6 protein-coding genes are annotated in these 5,957 nt (G+C 59.8%); 2 read left to right on the forward strand and 4 right to left on the reverse strand.

Annotated elements, in window-relative coordinates:
* The coding region (locus E5W87_RS11775) for a PLP-dependent aminotransferase family protein (protein WP_292397221.1) at positions 1-1,044 on the reverse strand (1,044 nt) is incomplete at its 3' end.
* Between the two features lie 105 nt (positions 1,045-1,149).
* On the opposite strand from E5W87_RS11775, the gene E5W87_RS11780 reads away from it, so the two are divergent.
* A complete protein-coding gene (locus E5W87_RS11780; protein ID WP_292397223.1) occupies positions 1,150-2,013 on the forward strand; it encodes a DMT family transporter in 864 nt (287 codons plus the stop codon).
* Positions 2,014-2,037: 24 nt separating this feature from the next.
* Here the strand turns inward: E5W87_RS11780 and E5W87_RS11785 are convergent, their stop codons facing one another.
* Both E5W87_RS11785 and maiA read right to left on the reverse strand, forming a co-directional pair.
* Positions 2,038-3,078, reverse strand: a complete 1,041-nt coding sequence (locus E5W87_RS11785; RefSeq protein WP_292397225.1) for a zinc-dependent alcohol dehydrogenase family protein — start codon at positions 3,076-3,078, stop codon at positions 2,038-2,040.
* Positions 3,079-3,110: 32 nt separating this feature from the next.
* Positions 3,111-3,761, reverse strand: a complete 651-nt coding sequence (maiA, locus tag E5W87_RS11790) for a maleylacetoacetate isomerase (protein ID WP_292397229.1) — start codon at positions 3,759-3,761, stop codon at positions 3,111-3,113.
* 155 nt (positions 3,762-3,916) lie between these two features.
* Between maiA and E5W87_RS11795 the strand changes: the two genes are divergently transcribed.
* Positions 3,917-4,600, forward strand: a complete 684-nt coding sequence (locus tag E5W87_RS11795; protein WP_023803603.1) for a response regulator transcription factor — start codon at positions 3,917-3,919, stop codon at positions 4,598-4,600.
* Positions 4,601-4,706: 106 nt separating this feature from the next.
* Here the strand turns inward: E5W87_RS11795 and E5W87_RS11800 are convergent, their stop codons facing one another.
* Positions 4,707-5,213 (reverse strand): hypothetical protein, encoded by a 507-nt coding sequence (locus E5W87_RS11800; RefSeq protein ID WP_292397232.1) that lies wholly within the window; start codon positions 5,211-5,213, stop codon positions 4,707-4,709.
* Between the last annotated feature and the right edge of the window lie 744 nt (positions 5,214-5,957).

Raw genomic sequence — 5,957 nt, forward strand, 5'->3', positions numbered from 1 at the left:
GCCGAAGGATGTGGCGATCTTGAGGTCGGTCAGCCCTTCCATCCAGTCGCGCGGGGCCGCGATGAAGCCGCAGCGCACCGACGCCGAAAGCGTTTTCGAGAAGCTGCCGATATGGACGACGCGACCAAGACCGTCGAACGCCGCCAGCCTGGGCGCGGGCGTGTGCTCGAAGTCGGCAAAGATATCGTCTTCGATGATCGTCAGATCCGATTGGTCGGCGAGCTTGAGCAATCGATGAGCGACGACCGGCGACAGAATTGCACCGGTCGGATTGTGAAGCGCGGAATTGGTGATGTAGAGGCGCGGCCGGTGCTCGATCAGCGCCTGCGCGAACAGCTCGATATCCGGCCCCGTGGGCGTATAGGGAACGCCGACCACCTTGGCCCGGTGGGCGCGCAACAGGGCATGAAAGTTGAAATAGCAGGGATCGTCCACCAGCACCGTGTCGCCCGGCTCGAGCAGGAACCGGCACAGCAGGTCGATGGCCTGGGTGCCCGATTCCGTCAGCATGATCTGGTCGGGAGATGCCTCGATGCCGTGCCCTGCCATGCGCCGTGCGAGCAGATGACGCAGCGGCGGCAGCCCGAGAGGGGTGCCGTAATCCGTCAACGTGACATTATCGCCGCGTGCCATTGTCCGCAGTGCCCGGCGCAATCCAGCCTCCGGCATCCAGGAGGCAGGCAGCCAGCCGCAGCCGGGTTTGAGCACGCCGTCGCCGGCTTCCAGCGACTGGCGCGAAACCCAGAGCGGATCGACGGCACGGTCAAGCCTGGGGCCGATCTCGGCCAGGGACAAGGGAGCCAGCGGTCCGGCGGCATAAAAACCCGAACCTGGACGCGAGCGGATGATGCCTTCCGCCGCAAGACGCTCGTAGGCTTCGACCACGGTGGATTTGGAAACCAGCATGGTCTTGGCGAAAGCCCGGATCGAAGGCAATCGGGTTCCCGGTGTCAGGCTGCGCGCGGCTATCCTGTGCCTGATCGTCGCCATGACGCCTTCGACAAGCGTCCCGCTGCCCTCATCTGCCGTCGTCTGTCCGTCCATCCGTACTGCTCGTCCTACCATGACAGTTTTGTCAAATTGTACCTCATTGTCTCTGGTGGCGCCATATGTTCGGCCTGATAGAGGCGAGAACGTCAGGAGCGTGCGATGGACAAGACGGCGGGTGGTTGGATCAACGGATTCGTAGGCGTACTGATTTTCAGCGGATCGCTTCCGGCAACGCGTATTGCGGTGATGGATTTCGATCCGACCTTCTTAACCGTCACCCGTGCTGCCACGGCAGGCATACTCGGCCTCGCGCTTCTGCTCATTTTTCGCCAGAAGCGCCCGGAGCGGCAGGATCTGTTGTCGCTGGCCATCGTGGCACTCGGCGTCGTGGTCGGCTTTCCCTTGCTGACTGCGTTGGCGCTCAAGCACATCACCTCGGCCCATTCCATCATTTTCGTCGGCCTGTTGCCGCTGGCGACCGCGATCTTCGGCGTCATCCGCGGCGGCGATCGCCCCAAACCGGCTTTCTGGCTGTTTTCGTGCCTTGGCAGCGCCCTTGTTGCCGGTTTTGCGCTGACGCAGGGCGTTTCGGCCTCGCCGGTTGGCGACATGCTGATGCTGGCCGCAATTATCCTGTGCGGACTGGGCTATGCGGAAGGCGCCACGCTGTCGCGCAAACTTGGTGGCTGGCAGGTGATCTCATGGGCGCTGGTGTTGTCGCTGCCGGTGATGCTGGCGCTGACGCTCATCACCATGCCACCGTCGCTCGAAACCGTCGGCAAGGCCGCCTGGATCGGCTTGGCCTATGTCTCGCTGTTCAGCATGCTGATCGGTTTTGTGTTCTGGTATCGCGGACTGGCGCAAGGCGGCATCGCTGCGGTCGGGCAACTGCAGCTTCTCCAGCCTTTCTTCGGCCTTGGGCTGGCGGCAATGCTGCTGCACGAGCAGGTCAGCCCTGCCATGATCGCTGTCACCGCTGCCGTCGTGCTTTGTGTGGTCGGTGCGAAGAGATATGCGAGATAGGCCAACGCATGGCGCTTGATTTGGCTAGAACTTAGTCACCACGCCGATGCCGATGCCTTCGAAGCCGCCCATCGCCATCAAGGCCGCGGGCGCCTCGTCGAGGCTGATCCGCTTGCCGACCAGCAGTTCGGGTTTCAGCTTACCGGTGCGGATCATCTCCATCATCGCCTGGTAGCGATAGGCCTGCATGCCGTGGCTGCCGCGGATTTCGAGCTCGAAGGCGATCACCTTGTCCATCGGGATCTGCGGCCTGGCGTGATCGCCGAGCATCAGGCCGACCTGCACATGGCGGCCGCGCCGGCGCAGGTTCGCGATCGAGTTGAACGAGGTCGTCGAATGGCCGAGCGCGTCCATCGACATATGCGCGCCGCCATTGGTGATCTGCTTGACCGCCTTGACCACATTCGAAGTCTTGGCGGCGTTGATCGTTGCCACCGCGCCGATCTTGCTGGCGAAGTCCAGCTTCTCATCGGTCAGGTCGATAGCGATTACGTTGGCGCCCATGGCGCTGGCGATCATGATCGCCGACAGGCCGACACCGCCGCAGCCATGCACCGCCACCCATTCGCCGGGCGTCACCCGGCCCTGGTCGACGATGGCGCGGAACGAGGTGACGAAGCGGCAGCCGAGGCTGGCGGCGGTGGCGAATTCCATCTCGTCGGGCAGGCGGACCAGATTGGTGTCGGCATGGTCGATGGCGACATATTCGGCGAATGAGCCCCAGGCGGTGAAGCCGGGCTGGGACTGGTGCTCGCAGACCTGATGGTTGCCCGAACTGCATTCGAAGCAGTGACCGCAGCCGACGGCGAACGGCACGGTGACACGCTCGCCGGCCTTCCAGCGGGTCACCTGGCTGCCGGCCGCCACGACGACGCCGGCAAGCTCGTGGCCCGGCACGTGCGGCAGGCTGATGCCGTCGTCATGACCCATCCAGCCATGCCAGTCGCTGCGGCAGAGACCGGTCGCTTCGACCTTGATGACGACGCCGTCCAGTGCCGGCTCCGGATCGGGAACGGTCTGGATGATCGGCGTTTCACCGAATTTTTCGAAGACGACGGCTTTCATCGGCAATTCCTCATGCTTTTATCCAACTTGCTCTATTCGGCATCGATCTGGTTCTCGGGCGCCGCCCTTTGGAAGGCCGGCAGCGCGATGCAGGCGGCGTGGATCCGCGTGATTGTCGGGTAGGGCGTCAGGTCGACGCCGAAACGCGCGTTGCTGGTGATCTGTGCGACCAGGCAGATATCGGCCAGCCCCGGCGTGTCACCATGGCAGAATGTCCCGGTTTCGGGTGAGGAAGCCAGAATCTTTTCAAGCGGCTGGAAGCCTTCGTTCACCCAGTGCCGGAACCAGTTGACGACGTCCTCGTCGCCAGCGCCGAACAGCGTGCGCAGCGAGGTCAGCACGCGCAGATTGTTCACCGGATGAATGTCGCAGGCGATCATCTGCGCCAGCATCCTGACGCGAGCCCGGCCAAGCGCGTCCTGCGGCAAAAGCGGCGGTTCGGGCCTGGTCTCGTCGAGAAATTCGATGATCGCCAGCGATTGCGTCAGCAGCGTGCCGTCGCCCAGGATCAGTGCCGGCACCAGCCCTTGCGGATTGACCGAGAGATAGGCGGGCTCCAGATGCTCGCCGTGCCGAAGATGATGTGGCACGTATTGGTAGGTCAGGCCCTTCATCTCCAGCGCGATCCGCACCCGGTAGGAGGTGGAGGAGCGGTAGTAATTATGAAGGACGAGGTCGCTCATTCCTGCACATTCGGCCGATTTGGACGGCCGGGCAAGGCATGGTGGTTCGGAAATTGCGATCTCCGCCTTTGGCCAATGATGGCGATGTACTATTTGCCAATAATCTGGCCATGGTCACTGGGCTATTCTATCCTTCCTGAAATGAAACGAATGCCATGACCGCAGTCAACGATCGCGCCCGCTTTCTGATCATCGACGACCACCCGCTGTTTCGCGAGGCGCTGCACAGCGCTGTGCAAATGGCCTATCCGGACGTCGACACCGTCGAGGCGCGTTCGATCACCGAGGCATTTGAGCTTCTGGCGGATGCGAAGCCATTCGATCTCGCGCTGCTCGACCTCAGCATGCCTGATGTCCATGGCTTCGACGGGCTGCTGCAGCTTCGGACCCGCTATCCGCGCCTGCCGGTGGTCATCGTTTCGGGGCATGAGGAACCCAAGATCATTTCCGAGGCGCTGTCCTACGGCGCGGCCGGTTTCATCCCGAAATCGGCGCGCAAGAGCGATCTGGCCGCCGCCATCCGCTCGGTGATGGAAGGTGCGATCTACGTGCCCGAAACCTATGAAGGCCAGCCGCCGGACGCCGACAGCACCGACCGCGCCGAGATGGTGCAGCGCCTTGCCAAACTGACGCCGCAGCAATTGAGGGTGCTGCAGATGCTGCGCCAGGGCTTGCTCAACAAGCAGATCGCCTACGAGCTGCAAGTCGGCGAAACCACTGTCAAGGCGCATGTTTCCGAGATCCTGCGCAAGCTCAACGTCTACAGCCGCACGCAAGCCGTCATCGAGGTTTCGAAGCTCGACAGTGCCGAGTTGTTTCGCGGCCAGGCGGGGTTTTAGGCGCCGGCTGCGGAATTACGGTGACAGCGCACCATTTTCCTTCTCTTGTGTCCGTTCGCCCTGCCAGCAGGAAGATGCATTCAAAGGTTGTTGTTCTAAATTTTCTTCAAAAACACCGAACCAAGATAAAAGATTCCCGCTTTTTTATAGAAATGAAGACTAAATCCATCACGCAGGCGAAGGCCACGGTCAGAGTCGCTGTCAAACGTTTATCGTAGTCGAATCCAACAGAGTTAATCATTAGATATTCCACAACGCTACCCATCTGTAACACCTTTCTGGTAATCTTTTCGCCATCATGATTTGGTAGCCTGATTTCGCCCTTACTCGTTTTTCCAGGATATAAGCCGAAGTACCGAACAGTCTTCAAATCGTTTGTTTCGTCTAGTCCGACCTCGAGGTCGTCGAAGCACATTATATTCTCCCCTTTCTCCCAAAAGGGATCGGGACCAAGCGCTCGATTGATGGCTTCCGGCACTGACGTCTCATCAAGTTGGTACACAGCCTCTCCTCGAAGAATGCGCCAAAAGGGAGATGTATGGTGTCCAACCGTTTTTTTATTGCTGTTGGTCATTGTTTTGATCGCCACCCCCTTCATTGCCCCCTTGCTCACCCGCAGCGTCGTTCTCGGCCTTGTCTGCGACGGCTTCAATGTCTGCAGTCCAATTACGGTGACACTCGATTACGGTGACACTGCACCATTTTTCTTTCGTCGCCCGCCTCGTTTTCCTGGTTTCATGGCTTTGCCGATTTGCTCGGCAATCCGGTCAGCTGCGTTACTAGTGCGGCAGACCGGGAACGATAATGCGGGCAAGGCGAGCCATGCGGTCAATCTACACACAATGACGGTTGTACAAACATGATTAAGTGCACTGTCACCGTAATTCAGCGGGCCACCCGTTAGGATGAGTAAACCCTCACTGAGAACTCGCCTTTTTCCGCCCACAGCCGCAGAGGGCCTGATAGATCGCGTATGTCCGGAGAAGATAGAGTAAACAAAATATGGATTCGAATATATTTTTTTGATCTGGATGAAATTGTGCAATCGCAGCTAAAACTATCTGCGGTTTTCAAATTTGTCAGAATACCAGGAAAACTGACAGCGCCTTCCAGAATGGCTCCAGAGCCATCATCTAATTGAACATCTATTGTTTTCATTAGAAGGCATCCTGAATTTCGGCGCCACGAAGTTGGTCATACGTACCGAATCGCGCCGGCCTACGCCATCCAATCGAAATACGGTGACAGTGCACCATTTTCTTGGCGCTAGCGCCCTCTGCCCGCGTCTTTGGGGGATCAAGCCAGCAGGTGCGCCAGCAGCGCGCGCAGTTGTGCCGGTTTCAGCGGCTTGCGCATC

The sequence above is a fragment of the Mesorhizobium sp. genome (assembly GCF_004962925.1).
In the GTDB taxonomy this organism is placed as follows: domain Bacteria; phylum Pseudomonadota; class Alphaproteobacteria; order Rhizobiales; family Rhizobiaceae; genus Mesorhizobium.